Below are 20,795 nucleotides of genomic sequence, written 5' to 3' on the forward strand. Positions count from 1 at the left end.
TGCAATTTTAACATAAGCCGAATTTGACATTTATAAAATTTTGAAGTAAAATGCGCGAGCATTCTTTCGGGGGTGACTTGGCTTCGACGGGAACGGATGGGTCAAGGCTGCATGTCGCTTTGGATACAGCGTATAAAATCCAAACTAAATTTAAACGCAAACAACGTTAAATTTGCTCCTGCTTACGCTAAAGTTGCGTAAGTCCAGTCGAGCCCTGCTCTGCGCCGATACTATCTAAGCGTGGTGGCGGGTAATCTGCGATAGCGTAGCTCTGCGGCGTGACGAGCCGTAGGGTGAAACTCTAGTCTTTGCGCCGGCGGGTCGTTTTGGAAAGTGAGCGAGCCTGCGCGAGAACTTCACTTTTGCTAAACATGTAGAGGCTTTGGTCGTTTGTTTTCGGACTGCGGTTCAATCCCGCACACCTCCACCAATTAAGTTATCTTTAAGTTCCAATCACTTCCTTTTACTTCTCTTCAATTCCCGTATATAGGTGCTTATCTTATATTTCGATTATTTCTCTTTCCTTTTCTTTTTGTTTGTAGTATAATTACTTCTGAAAAAATGGGGGTTTTATTAGGAGCTTTTTTGTATTGGGGGTTTTCGTAAAGAAAGACGAAATAGAAAAATGGTATTAATCTTATACTTAAAAGGAGCGAATTGTGTCATTTATAGATGAAGATTACGTAAATATCGTACCGCAAGATCTGCTAGAGCGCGGTATTCGCTTAAGAGAGGAGCTCGGTTTTTATGAAATCGCTTGGAAATTCGACGATGTAATGGAGGTGCTTAAAATCACAAAAAGTAAAGATATGGTTATCCTCGGAGGAGATGTATATCGCTTAAGCGGTAATAAGCCCATAATCACAGGCGATGGCTGGTACACGAACAAGGGAGATGACGATGCATTCGAAGTAGCGATCGAATATATCACTAAGTATCGCGCTAGAAACGGAGATGACTTTGCATATTGCCCAGTCATTAGCCCTGGGCAGGTGCCTAAATGAAAATTTTAATTCGATTGTGTATAGGAAATTTCATAAAGTATAGAGTATGCTTTAAGCGAGCGGATCGAATTTGAATTCGGCGTAAAAAAGAGGATCGGATAAGGCGTTAAATTTGGAAAGGAATAAGGAAAAAACGCTGTGAAATTTAAAATTTTAAAACCGAGGCTTTATGAAAAATATAAGGATATGGTTATAGATGCGTGAGGACGAAAGGGTAAATACAGCATTGATGGCTAAAATAGATATTTTATTAAATTTGATAAATTTTGCTAAAGATATGAGCGCGATAAAAAGCGACTTGGCAAAGATAGGCTTTAATAGCGAATCGGAGCTTGTAACGATAACTCAAAATACCATTGCAAATATCCTAAATAGAGTCATCGATAAAGAAATTTCATATGACCTCCTTGAGGAGTGGGCAAATTTAATCGAGTGTCGCGAGGATATAGGATATGAGGATGAAATTTTGCAGGAAATCATATTTGAGCTGGCAAACCCGTGCCTTTATGGGGAGATAGACGAGAGGAAGATTTGTATGATTTTAGATGAAATTAAATACGGGCGGAGCGATTCAAATGATATTAGAAAAAAATATTGACATGGTAAGCGAGAGGGCAATTTTATTGATGGCGCTAGGTTCATTGCAGGCATTGGAACATAAAGCGATCACCATAGATGAAAGCAAAGAATTTATTTTCACCCTATATCTCAACGCACTTGGGAAAAAACAAGGTCGATGAACGCATTGTAGATATAATAATCGAATGCTGCGAATTAGAGGATATTTTTGAACTAATTCCTACAAAATATATGCAAACCCTGCAAACATTACAGAATAGAATAATAGAAATTTTAAAGCAATACGATGAGGAAATTAGAGAAAGATGGGTAATTGTAGATGAAGAATAGGATCCATGACTTCCGTCTTTGCGAGCTGGTGGGCTGGCAGCTAAATAAAATTCTAAATGTTACGATAAGAAAGTCCGTACAAATTTAAGTCTTTCACAATTCCTACTTAATATTATTGATAAGATTTACGGTATGATAAATCAAAATTTTAGATGAATCGGTAAAATTTACAATTTAAAGAGTTTTATGTATCTTTCTCGATAATTATTAATTTTAAGCCATCAGCTTGAAAATAAATTAGTAGATAAAATACTCCGATTTAGAATATGAGATTTTCTTATTCACAATGAAAGCAAGAATAAAATTTTGAAGTCACGATGCTGTGATATAAATTTAAAGTATTGGTTGCAGAGGGTGGATTTGAACCACCGACCTTCGGGTTATGAGAAATATGTGCTCTTTTTTATATCTTTTTTTCTCAATTAAAAGTATCTATTTAATACTTTTATTTTCTATTTGATACATTTTTAAGTATAATTTAAGCAAATATATTGTATAATTCACTCATAAATCAAAAGGGCAAAGCCCAAAAGGAGAAAAAGATGAAAAAGCAAGTTTTAACAAAGGTTCAAGATTTTAACGGCAACGTTTTCTATGTTGAGAGAAAAAGAATTCAGATTGAGCGTGTCAGGGAGTATAGAGAGATTGAAAAATACGCTACCTTTGACGGCAACGGATACGATAGATACAATCGTCGCTTGGGTTATATTCTAGAAACTAGGGTTTATTTTAGTGATTTCGATATGGGTTGGAATAGCGCTACTATCGGCTGGGCAACCGCCACTGACAAAAACGGCAAGGAGGTGCGATTTGTTGTCGAGGATGACAATCTACAAAACTCTATCACAAAATTTGTGGAGGAATAGATGAAAAATATAGTAAGCGGTTGGCAGACGAGGATTTTCCCTCGTCATTGTAATAGTTCTGATGAGAAAGGGCGTTATTACGTTCGTTTTTGGCATTATGATATGGGGCGATATTGCTATGTTTATGATGGAGATTTTGTTTCTTGGCTTGATTCAGAATCAAAAAGGCGAATTCAACGTTGTGTTTCTACAAAAAATAGCGAGAAATACCATATTTGTCGTAATTTGCCTCGGGATACTTCTCCTTTGTCAAACTACGATATAGATCATTTTGTTATTCTTGAGAATGGCAAAACGTTGGCTGTTCCTGTTGTTGGTGATGGTGCTTTTGAAATTTCTGATGAAGAGTATCATCAAGAGTGTTGGATAGATTGATGACGCTCAAAGAAGTATCACAGCTTACGGGTATTCCGTATCAGACTTTGTTGGGTTGGGAAAGAGCTGGCGGTTATCGTCGGAATTTGGTTCGATTTTTGAAAAGTTGTGATCGTGCTACGCTTGAAAATCATTTCGTCGAAGCTTCGTCTGACATGGTAGTTCAAAATGGGGATGTCGTAGTTGTCGAAAAAAATGGCAGCTTTTCTATTGCTACCTATCCTGCTGATGGAAAAATTATTTCTATCTTGCAGAAATTTAATAAAAATTAAGTATGCTGGGGTTATAATTCGCTTAATGAAGTGAGCTTATCCCTTTGGGATTTGAAATTTGTGTTTTAATGAATTCAAAGCTTTGTTTCATTTTATCCCTTTGGGATTTGAAATCTATATTTTAATATTTTTAATTGCTTTGTTTTATCCTTTTAGGATTTGTAAATTTTTAATTTTTAGGTTTATTTTTTTGCTTTCTTAAATAGCTTTAATCAAACATAGGTATTGTTATATACTCTACTTCTGCTTGATTTTCTTTAACGTATAGTTCAACGGCTTTTTTAGTTTCTTCATTGGAAGTTATAAAAATTTTCCTTATTTTTCTATTTCTTAAGAATGCGGCGTTTTTATTTATGTATACGTGGCAGTCCCCTATAAAGGCTCTTATGTCTTTTTGTTCTATTGGATATTTCCAGTTTTTACATTGTATTAGTATCGTTTCTTTATCTTTGTGGCATATTACGTCGATTCCATCATCTTTTTTGCCGTTATTTAATCCATTCATATAAATTTTATAACCCTCGTTTCTAAAATATTTTGCTATATAAAGTTCATATTCTGTGCCTTTTTTACGTTTTGATATCATTTTTTGTTTTGTTATATTTTCAATTTTTATTTGTTTATAAATTTCATAAAGATCGGTTTGCTTATCTTGCTTTATTAAATTTTTATTTTCTTGTATGTATTTATTGCATTGTTCTTGCTTTTTTGTTCTTTTATAATTTGTAATTGTATAATTCCCTATTTTTGTGTTTTTTTCTGTGTTCAATGTTGAAAATAATATTAAAATAATAAAAGCACATATTGTCGCTAAAATTAAAAATATCATTATTTATCGATTTCCTTTTTTAAAATTCTTGCTTTTATGTCGGTAATATAATATTCTTGTTCTTTTTCGTTTAGTTTTTTGTATAAGTTTATAAGTTCTTTATATGTATTATTTACATATTCTATATTTTTTTGACTTTCTTGAATTTTTATGCCTAGTTCGAGAATTTCAAATAATTCTTTTCTATTTTTGCGCCAATTATATATAGTCTTTTCTGCTATTTTTAGTTTTTTCGCAATTTCTGCATTTGTCATATATGTAAATTTTACCTTTTTAATGAAACTTTAAGTTATAAAAATGTAATATTTACCTGCTATAAAAATGTAAATGTTACATATAACTTTTTTGAATTATACATAAAATTCTTTAATTTTATATGTGGCTTAATTCTCGCACTATGCCGCGACAGAGTAAAGATGTCTAGGGCTGAAGTTAGGTGGGAATTCCACCCGAGCAAGTGGCTAAACTACTCGGGGCGGTTTGTGAAAATAACTCTTCCTTCCGCCCTTCAAGGTTTAATCGAGTTAAGCTCAATCAAATATAAAGGAAGAGTTATGGATTACATTACACAAGACTTTAAGGTCTCTTACGAACTTACAAAGGCTATCGCAAAAAGTGGCGCTAAAGGCGAGATGAACGGACGAGCTTACTCGAGCTCCGTAAAGCTTACCGCACGCAACCAATACGAGGAAGAAAACTCTATAACGAATTGCGTTGATTTAAAAGAACAAGAGCTTATCGTTAGAATTTTATGCAAAGACGATCTAACTGCTGGGGTTCTTACCACAAAATTCAATCAGTTTTTCCGCAAAAACGGCATTCTAAAGTTTAATGCTGGGCTTCCGTCGTTTAATAATGGCGCCTATACCCTTACGACCGATGAAGACGATGCTTATTGGATAAATTTTTTAAACAATATAACTTCTTCTTCTCCTAAGAAATAACAAGCTTTACAAAGCCGACCCGTGTGGTCGGCTTGATAAAGTCTGCGCATGACTTAAATTTTTAAGAAAGGTGTTGCTATGAAAAAGTTGTCTTTTTTAAAAGAAAAACTTTGTTCTGCAAAGGCTAAGCTTTATTTGGCTAGTTGTGTCGGTTTCAGTGCGATGAACGCTTCTGCTGCTGGTATCGCTCTCGATCCTGCTACTGGTGCTGTTTCCGGTGATTTGGATAAAACTACGTTTTTCGGCGTTGCTGGTGCGGTTTTAGTCCTTTTGGGCGTTATGTTCGGCGTAAAAAAAGGTCTTGCCCTTTTACGCTAAGCTTTATCCCTCTGCCTTTCGGTAGAGGGATAAATTTAAAGGTTTTAGTATGTATGACTTTATCGATTTAACTAAGCTTACGATTTTTATCAATAGCTTTATGGCTGTCGTTATAGTCTTTTTTGCCGTTATTAAGCAGGTAACCGTTGCTTTGGATATTTTTAAGAATATGGACTAAATATGTATAAGCTTGATATATCTTTGGAGCAATATAATTTTTTAATGGGCTTGAGTGGCATTCTGTGTGCTTTTTTGCTTTGCTTATTTGTTTTTTTAGTTTTGAGTAAGCTTTAATTTACGTTTAAAGTTTTCTCAAATTTAAAGATTAACGCGCGCCTCTTTTTATTTAGCTCGCTAAATAAAAAGCAGTGGCGCAATGCGTTAATCCCACGCTTCCAAGGCGTGTGTCGCGAAGCGTAGAAAGGAAGGGTTATGCAAATAGGTGTTTTTACCGTAACTGGCGTTTTGTCGTTTGATTATTTTTTCTCAATCATAGTGTGGTTTTTGCTTATATGTTTACCTGTATGCGCCGGTCTTATACTTTTTTCTAGGAAGTTCTTATAAGGTGGGGTTATGTTTAATAAATTTAAATTTATCCCCCTAATTCTAATATCTTTGGCTGCTTTTTCCTTTGCCGAAATTTTTCCAACTGCTTCTTATGATTATCGTTTAAGAATTTCTGCAGCGGGTGATATGTGGCTTTATTATGGAACTTATATGAATGCTATTAGTAAACATTGTCGTTTAAAGCAGATTGAAAAACCTACTACTGAAGTTCCTTATTTCGATAAGACTTCGTTTAAAATAAATTCTTTTTATTCAGATGTTGCTCCACAAACTATTTCCCACGGCTCTAGTTATTTACATGATCCTTATATCCTTTATAAATATCTTGGCTATGATGATTTGCCTTGCCCTGGTGAACCTTCTAAAACTTGCACTTGGTTTAAATATGATTCTTATCAAGTAGCTCAAATTCCTAATGGTGTTCCTTTTGATTGTGTTAGTTGCAATGCTGCTAGAGGTGAATATTTCGACTCTACTACCGGTTTGTGCGTAAATAAATGCGAGGATATTACTAATCAAAATGATCGTCTAGATTGTATGTGTAAGCGTGCGGGAAAAATTGGTTATACGGGTGATTTATCTACTATGTTTATTGGTGGTGATGGTTCTACAATTTGTTCTTATCGTTGTAAAACTACTAAAGATGATCCGGAAGCTAGACCTAATGGTGACGGCACCGAATTTGGTGTTAGTTACGATATAAAGGACACTGATCCTAATGCTAATGGCGTCTGCTTTACCGATGATATTTATGCTCCCAATGCTACGCCTGGTCCGAACCCTAAGCCGGACGATCCGGGTAATAATAATGGCACAAAACCGGGCGGCGATACTCCTAAGCCAGATAATCCGAATCCCGATAAGCCTGATAAACCAAATCCCGATAAACCTGATCAGGGCGGTGGAGGACACCCGGGCGGCGGTAGCAACCCGGGCAATAATAATGGCACGAAGCCGGGTAATTCCGATAATAATAATGGCACGAAACCGGGCAAGGATGACAATCAGGGTAAATTTGACCCCAAAGATTTTGATGATGGCGGTTTAGATAAAGCTCGCGAGGGTTTATATGATAGTATTAAAAACCACTTAGAAAACGGCATATCAAAATTTGATGGCGTTAGAGATGGTATAGATCAGTTTATAAACAATGTTAAAGGCAAAGGCTTTTCAAAGGTTCAATCTGAAATTAAACGCTCTTGCTCCATTAAAAAGGAAATTCAGCTTCCTGATGGTAAAGCTAGGGAGCTGGTAGTTGATTATTGTGATGCCGTCGCTCCTGCTTCTGAAGTTTCATATTATGTTTTTTACGTTTTTTTCATCGTCGGTATTTTTCTGCTTTTATTAAAGTTATTTGTAGTCTTGATTTAAGGATAGGTTATGCCAGCTTTTATAGTGTCTGCTTTAGCTTGGGTTTTTAGAAAATTTTCTTTAGGCGAGCTTGCAGGTTTTGTTCTTAAAAAGGTTGTTTTTAGCAAGCTTGTTTTAATAGAAGCTGCAATGTTTATTTTGATGCTCATATATTTTGGTGCATTGCTTGCTATGGCTGTATTTTTGTTCGATCAATTAGGCGATATCTATGGGTTTATCAAAAATCTTACTAATCCTGGCACTTCTACTAATGAGGTTACTTCTGTCGCTTTGTCTGTGTTATCAACTCTCGGTGTTTTTAAGGCTTTTTGGGACGTCTTTAATCTTTATGCTCCGTTTCTCATATCGTTGTTTTTAATAATCGGTGCAAAAATGGGTATGAAGTTACTTGAAAAGCTTAGGAAAACTATAAATGAGCTTACTTATTATATTACTTGAGGCTTCTAAATGATAACTTACATCGTCGGCAATCCTGGTAGCGGTAAAACATATTACTCAGTTTTTAAAATTTATCAGCTTTTTATTTTTAAGCCAAAGGATACTTTCCTATCAAAGGTTATTAAGCCTGAGAAGCAGAAAGAATATTTATATTGCTATACCAATATTAACGGCTTTAAATTTGATCTAGATAATAAATTTATAAAATTCGACTATGAAAAGTTTTACTCTGATCTTGAAGTCCTATATCTGCTTTATATGGATAAGGTGGGCGATGATGTTCTAAACGAAAAAGCTAAAGAGTTAAATTTACACAATGTCTTAATAATCCTCGATGAGGCTCATAATTTCTTAAAAGCTAAAGAGGATAGCATTTTGGTTTGGTGGCTTACCTATCATCGCCATTTATACCAAGATATTATGCTTATTACGCAAGATTTATCGCTTATAAGTAACGAATATAAACGTATAGCTGAACATTTTGTTAAAGCCGTAGATAGCTCTAAGCGCCTATTCAAAAATAAATTTAGATATATGCTTTACGGCTCTTACAAAATGTATCAAAAAGACGTTATGCAAAAATTTCACGTTCCGTATTTGAAAGAGGTTTTTAATCTCTATCATTCGGGGCAAAACGCTTCTCAAAAATCTTTTGTCCGTAAATTTCTTTATGTATCGTTATTTTTGTTTATCACTCTATCTATATACTTTTATTTCTTTGTGAAAAGTTTCAATTCTGATGAATCCGCTGATTCCTCTGCTCCCGCCCCCGATACCCAATCCAATCAACCTATCGAAACCGCAAGCGGTAACAGCACTAAAGCTTTATTCAACGCCTCTAATCCAAATCCTAATGAACCTCCTATCGGCTACATTTACCAAATTTATTGTTTTTACGATCGTTGTTCCATTCAAAACGGCACTTACGATCACTTTGATCAGAGATACTTAAATTTCATCTTTTTGCGCTCCCCGCCTAAATTTAATGTGCGCTCGTTTAAAGGTAAAGGTATTACGTATTTCTTTGTTGGCTTTGATAAGCCCGTTTTCGATAACCTAAAGAAGGAAGAGTTAAATGAAAAAAGTTCTTTTTCTAGTGCTATTTATTCTAAGTAGCGCATTTAGCGAAGAGATTAAGCTAAATTTGCTTGATTTTGCCAACGTTGCCAGTCATAATTCTAAGATTGACATTCTAATCAGCGATGAGATAGATCCGAATAGCTTTTATTTTTATACGTCTAAGAATTCAGACGTAACGATAAAGCATTTTCGCAAAGCCATAGAAAGTAAAGGCTTAAAGCTCATTCTTACCGACGGCTTTTATTATGTTTTTAAGAAGAATAAGGACTATGGCGATGCTAATGGCAGCATTAGCGCCGAGCGCAGGCTAAGATATCTCACTCTTGCTAATAACTCCTATGACGACGCGGACAAGATAGTAAGCAAGATGACCGATCAAAACTCAAGCTATATCCGCTCTACAAACTCCGTCGTATTCAAAGCAAGCGACGACGAATATAGCGACATAATAGATTTTGTCCAAAGAAGCGACAAAAAGCTCGAACAGGTAAATTTCAAGCTTACCATACTTGAGACCAATACGAATGATTATAAAGATATAGGCTCGCATCTAAATTCTTTAGGCGACGTCGTTACCCGCTCCGATCTAAACTATTTCATAAATCTTATTACTATGCCTTATAGCGCCGAGACAAACGTAGTAACTACAAAAAAACGGGGCTTTTACGGAGTTCTTAGCCTGCTTCAACAAAATGGCGTAACGACTATCAAACAAAGCCCGTTTCTGGTCGCAAAGAGCGGCGCCGAGGTTTATTTTTCATCCGTCGAAAATGTTCCATACCTCACAAATACCAGCACCTACACGCAAAATGGCACCGCCACTCAAAACAGCTACGAATATAAAGACGTTGGCCTAAAGATTAAAATTCGCCCGGTTGTGCTTCAGAATTCAAACGTCGATTTCAGCCTTGATTTGGTGGTTGAGGATCTATTAGACACTCAAAACACCCTCACTCCACGCACGAGTAAAAAGGAGCTTAAGTCGAATTATAGTTTAAAGCGGGGCGAGCTTTTGGTTCTAAGCGGCATAAATAAAGACGTAGCCTATTCAAAACGTAACGGCGTGCCGCTACTGAAAGATATACCTATTTTAAAATACCTCTTTTCTATCGAGCAGAATTATAAAAGCACCAGTATTATAACCCTCACAATCGAGGTAAATTAATATGAGTATGAGAGCATACGAGGTGCATTATACGACTGGCAACGGCTGCAGAGAAAAGCAAGCGACGAGGCACGAGGAGCGCGCTTTTCTCTGCCCCCTTGTCAATTTAATAAAAATCTGTTACATTTAAACGAAGCTTAAAGATGTTTGGATTAAATGAGGCTGATTTTGCAGCTGTAAAACTCAAAATTGACAGACAACGAAAGTTTTTGCAGGATTATAAATTTACAAATTCTTTCGGCGAAGAAAAAAGCCTGCTTTCGGTTTCAAAGTCCGCAAATTTTTCAAGCACCTATTACGCCGAGGTAGCTAACCGCACCAATACTATACATATGCTTTCAGTAAAGCACGAATTGGCGCCCGTGTTTCTAACCATTACCTTAAACGGCTGCTTCCGTAAGGCGCTAGTGGGAAATTTTGCCACTTTTACTACTAAGGATATTAGATCGCTTCCGATAGAGCAGAAGCAAAAGCTAAATGAGGGCGTGCCTTTTTCTATCAGAGATTTAGCTAACGTTTTAAACTATAATTTTCACAAATTTACTATGCGGTTCAGGCGTATTTATAAAGGTGAAGTATTCCAGTATATTCGCACTTTTGAGCCACATAAGAAGGACGGCGTGCCGCACATTCATGCTTTGATATATGCCCCAAGGCATACTATTCCCTATCTGCTTAAAATTTACAAAGACGTATTCTATGCCCCGCAAAACCTAAGAAACGAGCGTTTAACTGCGTCTCAAATAACAAACGGCGAGATAAACGGGTTTCAAACCTCTATAAACAACGCCACGGGTTATGTGATGAAATATATCACTAAGACTTTTATAAATTTCAATGAAACTGACGATATTAACGAGGTTCAGGCGTGGTTTATAAAGCACAAAATTCGCAGGTTTCTATCCTCGCAAAACCCAATTCCGCTTTGGGTATATCGCAAGATAAATTTCATTAAAAGCCTGCGTGATCTCGGTAACCTCAATATTCTAAAAGACTTCGATAATACGCTTATAGAGTGAGATTATAAGAGCCAAAGTATCTTTATGTCTATCCCATATACTTCCGAGGAGCTAATCTACGAGGACGGACACCTGCTTTATTATGTCTGTGGTAGGCTCATGCATGAATACGTTAAAAATATCAATCCGGCTCAAAGCACTGGTAAAATCCAATCTCACGAGTTTAAATCTATTCAAAAGGCTTACAATAGCGATATTAAGCCAGTTTCTCACAATCCTTATAAAATATTTCGCACCGCTTGGAAAGATATGAGTGACGAGCGTTTAAAATTATACTGGCGCGATAACCAAAAAGAGATGACCGACGACATTCTAAGCGTCCAAGATTACGCTATGCTTGAGAATGAGATGATCGAGCGTGGCTTTTTGCAACGATATAAAAATCATATTAGATATTTTACGCAGCACGCTCTGGAAGATATTAGAGAGCTGGAATTTAAATATTCCAATAATGGTGTTATGCCGTATCCATTTTAAAAGGCTTTACGATGCTACTCAACGAGCTTTTTAATAATTACATAGAATTTTATGAGTTGATACTTCGTAAGCACACTTTAGAAAGCGATATATCGATGTATAAAAAGCATATAGCTTCAAGTTTGGGCGAAAAAGATGTAAGCGATATAAGCTTTTTAGATATTCAAAGGCTCTGTAACGGCTTAATTAAGGCTGATTATAAAATCAAGACCGTTAAAAATATCCTTGCAAAGCTTCACGTAATTTTTAAATTCGCTCAAAAGCTTGAGCTTATAGCTAAAAATCCCTGTGATTTTGTCGAGCTACCTAAATTTGACAATAAACGATACTTTGATTATCCGCTATCAGTTCAAAGGCAATTTATAAAAGCTATATGTGAAAATGAAGCTGATAGCGCCGATATATTCTTTTTTCTACTTCACGGCAGGCGTAAAAATGAGGTCTTGAGTTTATGTTGGAGTGATGTAAATTTAAAGACTAAAACTTACGTCATACCTTTTCAAATCAATAAAGCTAAGCGTGATATGGTCTATTCTATGAGCGACGAGCTTTATAAAAGGCTATTAAAGCGTTATATAGCCGCGAAACAGAATAATCAGCTAAATGGCTATGTCTTTGTCAATCCTGCTACTGGGTCAAAATTTGTTGATCTGCGTAGAAGCTGGAATTCTTTGCTAAAGAGGAATAATCTACCTAAAATCAGGCTTCACGATATAAGGCATCTTATCGGCACTTACTGCATAAATTATCTTAAGCTTCCGATCGAGCAAGTGAGTTTTACTCTCGGTCATACGAATATCATTACTACGCAAAAATACATCACTGCCAATATAAAACAATCGAAAAATACTATCGAAAATTTGATTATTTCTGCTTTGGAAAAATAAGAATATTTTAAGATTTTATCAAATGCTCTTGTAATGGGTGTTTGGTTGCAGAGGGTGGATTTGAACCACCGACCTTCGGGTTATGAGCCCGACGAGCTACCACTGCTCTACTCTGCGATAAAAAAACGCGAATAAATTTAAAATACATTCGCGAAAGTGGATGGGGTAGGAGGATTCGAACCTCCGAATGATTGGACCAAAACCAATTGCCTTGCCGCTTGGCTATACCCCAACTTTTTAAAATAAAATTATATTATACATAAATTATTCTCATAAGTCAAGTCCTATAATAAATAATATTAAAAATTTATTTTATGATATTACTCGCATCATAATTAACTATATATAAGTTGAACAGTTATCTAATATTTAATTTCAAGAATTATATTATTATAAAGAATAGAGAATTTTAAAATTAATAATTATAGAATCAAACAATAAAGAAATATGAATTAAAAAAGCCCTAGCCGAAGCTAGGGCTAAACAGTAAATCGCTAAAAGAATCTACTATTCGTATTGAACACCCTTACCACCAAATTTATAGGTATTTTTGGTTTTATTTCCAGCTTCGCTTTTAATAGCAGCTTCAACCTGTGATACACCAGGCATTCCCCATACTCTCTGACATAGAGCACCAGTCTTAGTTATAGTCATACTAGCTTCACCTTTAGCATTATCATATCCTGTTACCTCTAAGCAAGTCTCTTTCTTCACTTTGATAGGATTTGGGACATTAGTCATACTTGCAGTTGCCCCTTCACCCTCACCTGCAAAGCTTCCTTGGGAAGTATAATAGGAACCTAAATCAGTTATAAGCGTCTGAATATTTGTAGCCGCTTTAGAAACCTCAGCATCATCACGAGTAGCTGCAAGTCTTGGAATAGCAACAGCTGCCAAAATACCTAAAATAACGATAACGAAGATCAACTCGATCATAGTAAAACCTTTTTTCATGGTTTACTCCTTAAATAAAATTCATCCCGCATACCTATATGCGAAACTTGGTGTAATTATAGAGAAAAATTTAAAAATTGTCAATAGTTTTTGGTAAATTTTTTACAATTTATTTACAAAATCCGATTTCTCGGGCATTTCAAAATTGAAATTTTAAGCTGATTTGATCTATATAATAGATTTTGGCGGCGCCTCTGCACATTGATACCATAAAAATTATTTGCTTTCATTTTGTGCGCGTCCGATAAACCATATAATTTGAGATACAGGATGCTACAGCCCGTATCTCTTCGTAAGAATTCCATACTCCTCTACGCGTCTATCTCGCAAAAACGGCCACCAGCGGCGCACATTTTCGCATCTTTGCATATCGATGGTTACGACTTCGCATACCTCATCGGTGCTGTTTGCGCGAAACAGCTGCTCGCCCTGTGCACCAAAAACAAAGCTATTGCCCCAAAACCTAATCCCATCTTCGCTACCGAGCCCATCCACGCGCTGTTTGCTAGGCAATACCTCAAAAGTCTCGCCGTTAAATTTGACGTCTATCGAGATTTTTAGGCTCTTTTGCGCCGCTTCGCCGCACGTAAGCGATCCGCAATCCAAATTCGAAGCGCATAAAATTTCACCTTGCGCGCCGCGTCCGCTTGCAGCAAGCGACATTCCGCCCGCACCGCCCGTATCTACCGCATGCGCAACCCCGTCGCGTCCGCCTTGTATGCGTAAAATTTCATCTCGGACGGTCGAAATTTTATCGCGAGCCGCCCCACCGTCGCTTGCTCGCAAAAACCCTCCGCTTGCTGGCGAAATTTTATTTCTCCCAGATAAAATTTCATCCGGCGAGACTTCGCTAAGCGAGGCGCTTTCAAAGCCTACGCGATTTACGGCGATTACGGGCAGGGAGTTTGCCACCGCATGCCCGCGCTGTACCGCGACCCAGGCCTCCAGCTGGCGCGCCTTTTCGTCCTCACCATCGCCGTCGAACCACCCGATCGCAGTCGGATATATGAGCAGCTCGGCACCGCGTAGCGCCATCGCGCGCGCCGCCTCGGGATACCACTGATCCCAGCACACGAGCACGCCGAGCCGCCCCACGCTCGTATCTATGGGCTCAAAGCCCAGATCGCCCGGCGTGAAATAAAATTTTTCGTAAAACTGCGGATCGTCGGGGATATGCATCTTGCGGTACTTGCCGGCGATCGTGCCGTCGCGTTCGAAGACCACGGCAGTGTTGTGATACAGCCCCGCGGCGCGGCGCTCAAAAAGCGAGCTTACCAGCACGACGCCAAATCTCTTCGCCACCTCGCTCCACAGCCGTAAATCGCGATCGAAATCCTGCGCGTAATCGAAATTTTCCGTATTTTCGCGCTGGCAAAAATAATGCGTCTGATGAAGCTCTTGCAAAACGATTAATTGCGCGCCCTTCGCCGCTGCGCGCGCGATGAGCTCGATACTATGCGTTATCGTGCGCGCCTTAGTGCCTTCAAATTTATGCGAAATCAGCCCAACTTTTAAAATTTTCATATTTTTCCTTCGGTCTAAATTTAAAGCCTGAATTTATTCATGCACGAGCAGTGCAACGAGCCGTTTTGGCGGATGAAAACGCGCGCGTTCACCCCCACCACTTCGCGATCCGCGCACGCTGCTCGCAGACGCGACAGCGCCAGCTCGTCCGCCGCGCGGTTTGGATCGTGCGGATCTGCGGGGTCTGCGTAGGTGGGGACGATGAGCGCGCCGTTTAAAAAGACGGAATTTGCGTAAGTCGCGGGCAGTCTGCGCCCCTGATAAAAGATCGCGCGCGGGATCGGCAGCTCGATCACGTCGTATCCGAGCGATGAAATTTCATCCTTCATCGCGCCAAGCTCCGCGTAGTGCAGATCGCTCGGATCATCGCACGACGAAATAGCCACGACGTGCGGGCTTAGAAAGCGCGCGAGGGTATCTACGTGGCTGTCGGTGTCGTCGCCCTTTATAAAGCCGCGTCCCAGCCAGATTATGTTTTTTAGGCCGAAAATTTCGCGCAGCCGTGCGTCCAGCTCGGCCTTGCTTAGGGAGTTGCGATTTTCGTTCAGCAAACACGCGCTAGTAGTTAGCATCGTGCCCGCGCCGTCAAAATCGACGCTGCCGCCTTCTAAGATCAGATCTACGTCTCGTAGCGGGCGGGCGTTCGCGGCGTAAAGCTTGGAATTTAACGCGTCGTCCTTGGCGCTTGCAAACTTGCCGCCCCAGGCGTTGAAACGAAAATTTAGCCCCGTGATTTTACCGCCCTCCTCTACGTCGATCGCGCCGTAATCGCGGATCCACGTATCGTCGGTGTCGATTTTCGCGAAGCTCGCGTTTGCTAAGCCGCCGCAAATTTGCTCAAAATCCTCGCGGTTCGGCGCGATCGCGACGACCGGCTCAAACCTCGCTGCAGCGGCGATAAAGTCGCGATAAGCCGCCCGTATCTCGCCTAAATACGGCGCCCAATCGGTATCTGCGTGCGGCAAAGACACCAAAAGCGCCTCTTGCTCTTCCCATTCGGCGAATGCTCTCATTTTTGCTCCAAGATTAAAATTTCACGGATTATAGCGAAAAAAATATTTGTAGATGGTGCGCCCGGAGGAATTCGAATCCCCGACCTTTTGAACCGCAATCAAATGCTCTATCCAGCTGAGCTACGAGCGCACGAAATAAAAGAAAACGGGATTATAGCGTTTTTAGCTTAAATTTAGCCAAAAGGCGGTTTAAATTTCGACATGCGATAAATTTTAGCTTCGCATTTTTTCTCATTTTTGCGTTTGCCCGATCGCAACGCCTAGTTTTTCTTTTAAATTCCAACGTGCAAGAATTTTAATCTGCTTAAATTTATCGTGTATCGCGCCGAAATTTAACTTACTTAAGGATTCTGCTCGCATCTTAGAATTTAAAATTTAGCTTACTTAAAATTCCGCAAGTCAAATTTAAAATATCCTAAAAATTTTAGAACTTCGCAGCCCGAATCCTATGCAAAATAAATAAAATTTATCGCTTTTTAGGTATCATAAGCAAATAATGAAATAAATGAAGGAGAGAAAATGAAGCGAGTATTTTTGGCGTTTGCGCTGTGGCTCGGTCTTTGTGGGGCTGCTTTTGCGATGCAAGATACGGAGCCGAGCGAGGCGCAAGGGCAAAATTCTACGGGAGTTAAAATTTTAAGCGACGGATTTTATAAAATGTCCGCCGAAGAGTATGGCAAAGCGAAAGTTAGTTGCGACGCTTCGCATTATTACATAGGTTGCGATAAAATTTATTCTCCAAGAATTTCTCAATTTATAAAGGAGTGCGATTTTGGCAATGGAAAATACAGTACTTGTGAAAAATTATTAGAAACTTTAAATACGAAATGCTTTGAAAAAAATGGCAGAGAAAATTTTGAAGCTTGCGATTTGGCGGGCGAAATTCTAATTAAAACAAGCAGAATTCCGTTAGGTTTAGAACGGCTAGTAAGAGGCTGCGAAGTCGGTCAGATTATAAATTCTTGTTTTCTTTGCGCTCTAACATATCTGCATTATTCATTCGATATTGACGAAGTAATCAAATACGCAACGATGACGCGAGATTTGGCGCACGATAAAGAACATTTCAATAAAATCATCAAAAAATTGCAAGATTGCAAAGCTGACAAAGAATGTAATCCCGCAAAATTAGAATTTCAATAGGCAAACGGCAAGAGCAAATACGGCGGGCTAAATTTCTAAATTTAAAAGACAAAGGAAAGATCGCTATGGCGGATAGGCTGATCGACATCGGGCTCATTTTATTTTTCGGCGGCTTTTGCATGCTATATAAACGGCGTATTGGGCATCGGCAAAGACTATATGCAACGCAATAAAATAGACTTGGTGCGCTGGATCTTTAGTCTGAGGCACATTTTGCGCTCCAACACGCCGTTTAATTCGAACGAACAGGTAGAATTAAAATTTAAAGAGCCCAAAAGCAAGCATTTGATCTACAATTTTTTCGAGCTCATCATCCACTATGCGATAATTGCGCCGTTTTTAGCGATCTACGCGGGGATTTTTCTATTTTGCGCGGGGCTAGCCATTAAAATTTTATCCTAAATTTAAAATTTGCGACGCGGATGCAGAGCGGGCATTGCATAGACGCCGTTTTCATTGCGGAATTTCAAATTTTACGCCGCATCTCTTGCTAAGCATGCTACACTTATTATATTTTAAGAGATAAAATTTCAAAATTTTATCGCCGAATCCACGACTTGTGAAATTTATGCCGTATTTTCTGTTTCTTGGGGCGGGAAGGGAGCTTGAATTGCGAGGTCGCATTTCTCACGGGCGCCGCCTCCGCAGCACCGCATTGCTCTGCTCGCCCGCAAACCCCACCTAACCTCCGACGACGCTAGCAGGGCGGACTGCGTCCGCGCACTTTTATTTAGCGGCTTGCGCCGCATGAAATTCCGTATCGATAAATTTTTAAAATTCCACTACCACTAAATTTTTATCGTATTTGGAATTTTAAAATTCCATCCTTAGCCGCCAAGCCAATTTATCCGCCGATAAATCGTCAAACCGCCGACCGACCGTAAAACCGAAACGGCTTGTGGCGATGAAATTTAAGCAATGCGAGCCCAAATTTCATCCACGGCACGGCTTCTCCGTGGCGCGTTCATTTTGGCAGAGGTGCGACCGCAGCCGCACTCTATTAAAATTCTATTCGGAACCGCCCTCGCCTCGTTTAAATTCTATCGCACAAATTTTGCCGAGCGCTAAGGCGGAGGATGAACCACCCCCGCTTTGTTTAAATTCCGCTGCACCGACCGATCGCCGACCAGCCCCGGGATCGGTTACCAGCTCAGTTGCAGGACCTATCGGCAGCAAGCCAGCCGCAAAACCGAAGCAGCTCGCCAGGGCAAACGATCTAGCAAAACCGACGAGAACGGCCGCAGATAAACCTGTCGTCAAACCAAGGGATCGCCGAAGCAGACGAACCGCGGAAGCACCAGATCGGTCGTCGATTTGGTTTCAAAACCGCTTGGTACGCCAAATGAGCAGGCCGATTAACAATCCGAGCCGCAAATCCCCGACTGATTGCAATCCGAGCGGACTGATCCGCAAATAAGCAGACGGGCTAACGAGCTAGACGATCTAGCCGCAAATTGCCGACTAATTGCGAGCTGAGCTGCTAAACCGCTCGGTCACAGACCAGCCTCCAAGCCGTAAGCATAACCCAAAGCCGCCCGGCAAGCGGGCTAGCCTCAAAATCGCCCAAGCCGCAAGCCAGTCCCGAAACTGCTTGGTTGCAAGCTAAACTAGAAGCAGCCCAATAAGCAGGCTAATCTCGAAACCGCCGCTTACTCTACGTAAATTTTATAATCCCCGTAGCCTAGCGCGTCCATCTCCTCAAGCGGGATAAATTTCAAACTCGCGCCGTTGATGCAGTATCTCATACCGCCCTTCTCTCTCGGTCCGTCATCAAAGACGTGTCCTAAATGACTGCCTCCTACGCGGCTTGAGACCTCGACGCGCTGCATGCCGTGGCTGTCATCTTGCGCGTACGCGATCGCATCGGTCGTTATCGGCTTTGAAAAGCTCGGCCAGCCGCAGCCCGCGTCAAATTTATCTGTGGATGAAAACAGCGGCTTTTTCGACACGATGTCGATGTAGATACCCTTTTTATAATTCTTATCGTATTCGCTCGAAAACGGCCGCTCGGTCGCCTTTTCCTGCGTGACCTGATACTGAAGCTCGGTTAAATTTTTCTTCAGCTCCTCCTTGCTTTGCACTTTAAATTTCTCATCGTCCTCAAGCGGCTTTTTGGCTAGGCGCAGATCGATGTGGCAGTATCCGCCCGGGTTTTTGCCGAGATAGTCCTGATGATACTCCTCGGCGCGAACGAAATTCTTTAGCGGTGCTACTTCAACGGCGATCTTTTCTTTAAATTTCGCCTGCTGCGCCGCTATGAAAAAGCGCGCCAGCTCGCCGCTCGCCTCGTCGGCATAGTAGATGCCCGTGCGGTATTGGCGCCCGCGATCGTTACCTTGCTTGTCGATCGAGAACGGATCGATGATGCGGAAATAATGCGCCAAAATTTCAGGTTCGCTGATGACATTGGCGTCAAATTTAAGCATTAGCGTCTCGGCGTGGTCGCTGCTATGCAGCCCTTCGTAGCTTGCCTTATCGCTCTTGCCGTTGGCGTAGCCCACCTGCGTCGCGACTACGCCGTCAAGCTGCTTGAAATACGCCTCCATGCCCCAAAAGCAGCCGCCTGCCAGATAAATTTCTTTTACGTTTGCGTTCATGCCGCCCCCTTTAACTTTAAAATTTGCGTCCGCCGCGCTGCCGCCGTCTGCGGCATTTAGCGCGACTAAATAACCCGCCGCCAAAGCAAAGAGGCAGATTAAAACTTTAGAAATTTTCATATTTGATCCTTTCGTTTTAAATTTTGCGCAATTTTACAATCTCTAAATGAAGCGAGAGTGAAAGAGAGAAATTTTATCGCTTACGGCGGATCGGTACCCAAATTTTATCGTCGCGGGATCGGGGCTTTCGGCTCGCCGTCGCCGCAGAATTAGAATTTTACCGCTGCGGTGACGCGGGACCAAAAATTTTATCTTATCCTCGCGGCGCGCTGCAGCATCGGAATTTTGCCTCCTCGCAAGCGGTTAAAATTCTATGTTATAACGAGGGCTGAAATTTTACCGCCGCCGCCAAGATTAAAATTGTACCGCTTCAGCGGGGGGGGCGGATTTTGCTAACGCGGCAAGCGGTTGGATTTGATCGCCGCGGCAAGAATTAAAATTTTGCTACCGCTAAAGGGTTGGAATTTCATCGCCCTCACGCTACGATGAAATTTGTCCCTTTTACGAGCGAGACCCTTGCGCCGTCCATTCGCCTGCGCTACGGCTCGCGTGAAATTTATCCATTCATCGCGGCTTGCATAGGGATTTTAGAGATTTTGATACGTCCGGCTGCGGCGCGAAATTTTATTGTCGCGCCTCGCGGCTAGATTTTACTACCGTCGTGGGGATCAAAATTTTACCGCCGCGCAAACGTAATCTGAGCCTGATTTAGCGCCTTTGCGAGTTTTACGACGCGGCCGAATTCTACCGCGCGCCGTTTTGCGAGGGCACGGACTGCTCACAGGACGGAAGCTTTGCGCTGCGCCCGCTGCTTTGCTGTAGATAAAATTTTATCTACGCGCCGCTTAGGTTGAGGCACGGGGTGTCCATCCGCTTGTCGCGCGATTAAAATTTATCTATGCGGCGCGCCGACCGCGACGAGGCGCCGCCTTAAAAATTTATACTCCGCTCCGTATCTGCTGCGAAACGGTGCCGAAATTTCA

At 40.5% G+C, this 20,795-nt stretch carries 23 protein-coding genes, 3 tRNA genes, 1 other RNA gene and 3 pseudogenes; 19 read left to right on the top strand and 11 right to left on the bottom strand.

Annotation, left to right across the window (positions count from 1 at the left end; all coding sequences use genetic code 11):
* Positions 1-68: 68 nt before the first annotated feature.
* From ssrA to CGRAC_RS07120, 7 genes and pseudogenes are all read left to right on the top strand, one after another.
* Positions 69-430: a transfer-messenger RNA gene (gene ssrA, locus CGRAC_RS11340) on the top strand.
* 229 nt (positions 431-659) lie between these two features.
* The gene (gene imm40 / locus CGRAC_RS07095; protein ID WP_005869260.1) at positions 660-1,004 is read left to right on the top strand and encodes an Imm40 family immunity protein; all 345 of its coding nucleotides are present in this window, start codon (positions 660-662) and stop codon (positions 1,002-1,004) included.
* Between the two features lie 196 nt (positions 1,005-1,200).
* Positions 1,201-1,602, top strand: coding sequence for a hypothetical protein (locus CGRAC_RS07100; protein ID WP_005869261.1), 402 nt, complete (start codon positions 1,201-1,203; stop codon positions 1,600-1,602).
* Between the two features lie 28 nt (positions 1,603-1,630).
* Positions 1,631-1,913, top strand: a pseudogene (locus CGRAC_RS07105) (DUF3969 family protein).
* Positions 1,914-2,404: 491 nt separating this feature from the next.
* On the top strand, positions 2,405-2,779 hold the full coding sequence (locus tag CGRAC_RS07110) for a hypothetical protein (protein ID WP_005869264.1): 375 nt from the start codon (positions 2,405-2,407) through the stop codon (positions 2,777-2,779).
* Complete coding sequence (locus tag CGRAC_RS11950) at positions 2,780-3,154, top strand: hypothetical protein (protein ID WP_143297841.1); 375 nt, start codon at positions 2,780-2,782, stop codon at positions 3,152-3,154.
* A complete protein-coding gene (locus tag CGRAC_RS07120; RefSeq protein WP_040303179.1) occupies positions 3,154-3,426 on the top strand; it encodes a MerR family transcriptional regulator in 273 nt (90 codons plus the stop codon). Before CGRAC_RS11950 ends, CGRAC_RS07120 begins: the two co-directional genes overlap by 1 nt.
* Positions 3,427-3,634: 208 nt before the next feature.
* Here the strand turns inward: CGRAC_RS07120 and CGRAC_RS07125 are convergent, their stop codons facing one another.
* Positions 3,635-4,255: a restriction endonuclease gene (locus tag CGRAC_RS07125; protein ID WP_005869267.1), complete on the bottom strand. Its 621-nt coding sequence runs from the start codon at positions 4,253-4,255 to the stop codon at positions 3,635-3,637.
* Positions 4,255-4,509, bottom strand: coding sequence for a helix-turn-helix domain-containing protein (locus tag CGRAC_RS07130; RefSeq protein ID WP_005869268.1), 255 nt, complete (start codon positions 4,507-4,509; stop codon positions 4,255-4,257). Before CGRAC_RS07130 ends, CGRAC_RS07125 begins: the two co-directional genes overlap by 1 nt.
* A gap of 162 nt (positions 4,510-4,671) precedes the next feature.
* Here CGRAC_RS07130 and CGRAC_RS07135 point away from each other — a divergent pair, with 162 nt between their 5' ends.
* From CGRAC_RS07135 to CGRAC_RS07175, 10 genes are all read left to right on the top strand, one after another.
* Positions 4,672-5,199: a hypothetical protein gene (locus CGRAC_RS07135; RefSeq protein ID WP_143297840.1), complete on the top strand. Its 528-nt coding sequence runs from the start codon at positions 4,672-4,674 to the stop codon at positions 5,197-5,199.
* A 78-nt stretch (positions 5,200-5,277) separates the two neighbouring features.
* Positions 5,278-5,517, top strand: a complete 240-nt coding sequence (locus CGRAC_RS07140; RefSeq protein ID WP_005869272.1) for a hypothetical protein — start codon at positions 5,278-5,280, stop codon at positions 5,515-5,517.
* Positions 5,518-5,566: 49 nt separating this feature from the next.
* Positions 5,567-5,695, top strand: coding sequence for a hypothetical protein (locus CGRAC_RS12760; protein ID WP_005869273.1), 129 nt, complete (start codon positions 5,567-5,569; stop codon positions 5,693-5,695).
* Positions 5,696-6,090: 395 nt separating this feature from the next.
* Positions 6,091-7,455 carry a hypothetical protein gene (locus tag CGRAC_RS07145; protein ID WP_005869275.1) on the top strand — a complete coding sequence of 455 codons (1,365 nt, stop codon included), beginning with the start codon at positions 6,091-6,093 and terminating at the stop codon, positions 7,453-7,455.
* 9 nt (positions 7,456-7,464) lie between these two features.
* On the top strand, positions 7,465-7,893 hold the full coding sequence (locus CGRAC_RS07150; protein ID WP_005869276.1) for a hypothetical protein: 429 nt from the start codon (positions 7,465-7,467) through the stop codon (positions 7,891-7,893).
* Positions 7,894-7,902: 9 nt separating this feature from the next.
* A complete protein-coding gene (locus tag CGRAC_RS07155; protein WP_005869277.1) occupies positions 7,903-9,009 on the top strand; it encodes a zonular occludens toxin domain-containing protein in 1,107 nt (368 codons plus the stop codon).
* On the top strand, positions 8,969-10,138 hold the full coding sequence (locus CGRAC_RS07160) for a type II secretion system protein GspD (RefSeq protein WP_005869279.1): 1,170 nt from the start codon (positions 8,969-8,971) through the stop codon (positions 10,136-10,138). The genes CGRAC_RS07155 and CGRAC_RS07160 overlap by 41 nt, the downstream gene beginning before the upstream one ends.
* Before the next feature lie 143 nt (positions 10,139-10,281).
* Positions 10,282-11,157 (top strand): nucleoside-diphosphate kinase, encoded by an 876-nt coding sequence (locus tag CGRAC_RS07165; protein WP_005869281.1) that lies wholly within the window; start codon positions 10,282-10,284, stop codon positions 11,155-11,157.
* Between the two features lie 24 nt (positions 11,158-11,181).
* Positions 11,182-11,634, top strand: a complete 453-nt coding sequence (locus CGRAC_RS07170; RefSeq protein ID WP_005869283.1) for a hypothetical protein — start codon at positions 11,182-11,184, stop codon at positions 11,632-11,634.
* 11 nt (positions 11,635-11,645) lie between these two features.
* Positions 11,646-12,521 carry a tyrosine-type recombinase/integrase gene (locus CGRAC_RS07175; protein WP_005869284.1) on the top strand — a complete coding sequence of 292 codons (876 nt, stop codon included), beginning with the start codon at positions 11,646-11,648 and terminating at the stop codon, positions 12,519-12,521.
* A gap of 42 nt (positions 12,522-12,563) precedes the next feature.
* Here CGRAC_RS07175 and CGRAC_RS07180 read toward each other — a convergent pair.
* From CGRAC_RS07180 to CGRAC_RS07205, 7 genes and pseudogenes are all read right to left on the bottom strand, one after another.
* Positions 12,564-12,638, bottom strand: a tRNA-Met gene (locus tag CGRAC_RS07180).
* Positions 12,639-12,678: 40 nt separating this feature from the next.
* Positions 12,679-12,753, bottom strand: a tRNA-Gln gene (locus tag CGRAC_RS07185).
* 275 nt (positions 12,754-13,028) lie between these two features.
* Entirely contained in the window at positions 13,029-13,475 is a 447-nt protein-coding gene (locus tag CGRAC_RS07190) for a type II secretion system protein (protein ID WP_040303182.1), read from the bottom strand.
* A gap of 273 nt (positions 13,476-13,748) precedes the next feature.
* Positions 13,749-13,967: pseudogene (locus CGRAC_RS11955) on the bottom strand (carbon-nitrogen hydrolase); the annotation flags it as partial.
* A gap of 371 nt (positions 13,968-14,338) precedes the next feature.
* Positions 14,339-14,999, bottom strand: a pseudogene (locus tag CGRAC_RS11960) (nitrilase-related carbon-nitrogen hydrolase); the annotation flags it as partial.
* A 20-nt stretch (positions 15,000-15,019) separates the two neighbouring features.
* Positions 15,020-16,012 carry an agmatine deiminase family protein gene (locus tag CGRAC_RS07200; RefSeq protein WP_005869287.1) on the bottom strand — a complete coding sequence of 331 codons (993 nt, stop codon included), beginning with the start codon at positions 16,010-16,012 and terminating at the stop codon, positions 15,020-15,022.
* Between the two features lie 53 nt (positions 16,013-16,065).
* Positions 16,066-16,142, bottom strand: a tRNA-Arg gene (locus CGRAC_RS07205).
* A gap of 389 nt (positions 16,143-16,531) precedes the next feature.
* Between CGRAC_RS07205 and CGRAC_RS07210 the strand changes: the two genes are divergently transcribed.
* Together CGRAC_RS07210 and CGRAC_RS07215 are read left to right on the top strand one after the other, a co-directional pair.
* Entirely contained in the window at positions 16,532-17,155 is a 624-nt protein-coding gene (locus tag CGRAC_RS07210; protein ID WP_005869290.1) for a hypothetical protein, read from the top strand.
* A gap of 159 nt (positions 17,156-17,314) precedes the next feature.
* The gene (locus CGRAC_RS07215; protein WP_040303185.1) at positions 17,315-17,557 is read left to right on the top strand and encodes a hypothetical protein; all 243 of its coding nucleotides are present in this window, start codon (positions 17,315-17,317) and stop codon (positions 17,555-17,557) included.
* A gap of 606 nt (positions 17,558-18,163) precedes the next feature.
* On the opposite strand, the gene CGRAC_RS11965 is transcribed toward CGRAC_RS07215, so the two are convergent.
* Both CGRAC_RS11965 and msrB read right to left on the bottom strand, forming a co-directional pair.
* On the bottom strand, positions 18,164-18,415 hold the full coding sequence (locus CGRAC_RS11965; RefSeq protein ID WP_143297839.1) for a hypothetical protein: 252 nt from the start codon (positions 18,413-18,415) through the stop codon (positions 18,164-18,166).
* 389 nt (positions 18,416-18,804) lie between these two features.
* A complete protein-coding gene (msrB, locus tag CGRAC_RS07220) occupies positions 18,805-19,872 on the bottom strand; it encodes a peptide-methionine (R)-S-oxide reductase MsrB (RefSeq protein WP_005873192.1) in 1,068 nt (355 codons plus the stop codon).
* Between the last annotated feature and the right edge of the window lie 923 nt (positions 19,873-20,795).

Origin of the sequence: Campylobacter gracilis (genome assembly GCF_001190745.1) — a bacterium.
In the GTDB taxonomy this organism is placed as follows: domain Bacteria; phylum Campylobacterota; class Campylobacteria; order Campylobacterales; family Campylobacteraceae; genus Campylobacter_B; species Campylobacter_B gracilis.

What these genes read in the sequence shown, in the direction of transcription:
- CGRAC_RS07175 (WP_005869284.1), top strand. Translation starts at nt 11,646, where the DNA reads ATGCTACTCAACGAGCTTTTTAATAATTACATAGAATTTTATGAGTTG.
- CGRAC_RS07190 (WP_040303182.1), bottom strand. Translation starts at nt 13,475, where the DNA reads ATGAAAAAAGGTTTTACTATGATCGAGTTGATCTTCGTTATCGTTATT.
- CGRAC_RS07145 (WP_005869275.1), top strand. Translation starts at nt 6,091, where the DNA reads ATGTTTAATAAATTTAAATTTATCCCCCTAATTCTAATATCTTTGGCT.
- CGRAC_RS07130 (WP_005869268.1), bottom strand. Translation starts at nt 4,509, where the DNA reads ATGACAAATGCAGAAATTGCGAAAAAACTAAAAATAGCAGAAAAGACT.
- CGRAC_RS07215 (WP_040303185.1), top strand. Translation starts at nt 17,315, where the DNA reads ATGCAACGCAATAAAATAGACTTGGTGCGCTGGATCTTTAGTCTGAGG.
- CGRAC_RS07155 (WP_005869277.1), top strand. Translation starts at nt 7,903, where the DNA reads ATGATAACTTACATCGTCGGCAATCCTGGTAGCGGTAAAACATATTAC.
- CGRAC_RS07140 (WP_005869272.1), top strand. Translation starts at nt 5,278, where the DNA reads ATGAAAAAGTTGTCTTTTTTAAAAGAAAAACTTTGTTCTGCAAAGGCT.
- CGRAC_RS07200 (WP_005869287.1), bottom strand. Translation starts at nt 16,012, where the DNA reads ATGAGAGCATTCGCCGAATGGGAAGAGCAAGAGGCGCTTTTGGTGTCT.
- CGRAC_RS07165 (WP_005869281.1), top strand. Translation starts at nt 10,282, where the DNA reads ATGTTTGGATTAAATGAGGCTGATTTTGCAGCTGTAAAACTCAAAATT.
- CGRAC_RS07125 (WP_005869267.1), bottom strand. Translation starts at nt 4,255, where the DNA reads ATGATATTTTTAATTTTAGCGACAATATGTGCTTTTATTATTTTAATA.
- CGRAC_RS07135 (WP_143297840.1), top strand. Translation starts at nt 4,672, where the DNA reads ATGTCTAGGGCTGAAGTTAGGTGGGAATTCCACCCGAGCAAGTGGCTA.
- CGRAC_RS07210 (WP_005869290.1), top strand. Translation starts at nt 16,532, where the DNA reads ATGAAGCGAGTATTTTTGGCGTTTGCGCTGTGGCTCGGTCTTTGTGGG.
- CGRAC_RS07100 (WP_005869261.1), top strand. Translation starts at nt 1,201, where the DNA reads ATGCGTGAGGACGAAAGGGTAAATACAGCATTGATGGCTAAAATAGAT.
- CGRAC_RS07170 (WP_005869283.1), top strand. Translation starts at nt 11,182, where the DNA reads ATGTCTATCCCATATACTTCCGAGGAGCTAATCTACGAGGACGGACAC.
- CGRAC_RS12760 (WP_005869273.1), top strand. Translation starts at nt 5,567, where the DNA reads ATGTATGACTTTATCGATTTAACTAAGCTTACGATTTTTATCAATAGC.
- CGRAC_RS11950 (WP_143297841.1), top strand. Translation starts at nt 2,780, where the DNA reads ATGAAAAATATAGTAAGCGGTTGGCAGACGAGGATTTTCCCTCGTCAT.
- CGRAC_RS07150 (WP_005869276.1), top strand. Translation starts at nt 7,465, where the DNA reads ATGCCAGCTTTTATAGTGTCTGCTTTAGCTTGGGTTTTTAGAAAATTT.
- msrB (WP_005873192.1), bottom strand. Translation starts at nt 19,872, where the DNA reads ATGAAAATTTCTAAAGTTTTAATCTGCCTCTTTGCTTTGGCGGCGGGT.
- CGRAC_RS07120 (WP_040303179.1), top strand. Translation starts at nt 3,154, where the DNA reads ATGACGCTCAAAGAAGTATCACAGCTTACGGGTATTCCGTATCAGACT.
- CGRAC_RS07160 (WP_005869279.1), top strand. Translation starts at nt 8,969, where the DNA reads ATGAAAAAAGTTCTTTTTCTAGTGCTATTTATTCTAAGTAGCGCATTT.